Origin of the sequence: Thermorhabdus hydrogeniformans (assembly GCF_049310025.1) — a bacterium.
Classification (GTDB): Bacteria; Bacillota; Thermosediminibacteria; order Thermosediminibacterales; family Tepidanaerobacteraceae; genus JBJYKD01.
Genome location: NZ_JBJYKD010000149.1, coordinates 1 through 270, shown reverse-complemented (window position 1 = coordinate 270; position 270 = coordinate 1). Strand labels below are relative to the sequence as shown.

Annotated in this window: 1 protein-coding gene; it reads right to left on the bottom strand. The window is 50.4% G+C overall.

The genetic code is table 11. The features are described from left to right. Window positions 1-270 (bottom strand): hypothetical protein (locus tag ACKX14_RS15870; RefSeq protein WP_422449359.1); only part of this gene is annotated, 270 nt, incomplete at both ends.

Below are 270 nucleotides of genomic sequence, written 5' to 3'. Positions count from 1 at the left end.
GTCTCCGCTGCAACGAGCCGACCAATAAGCAGCCTTGTTGCAATATCTGGGAGCACAGATAGGGTCGTAGTACCGCTCACTGCTGTTACTGAGGCAAAGCTCAGGCCATCGACATCAAACTCATCCAGCTTTAGTGCAAGAGGAGCTGCTCCACCCGTAAAGCCGGTAATATAAGAATAGAAAATGTAGTCTGCAGGATGCTCCCCAAGATCACGAACAAAAAAGACTAGTCTGTCGGGCACAGTTGCAAAATCCACGACACCGGCAGCA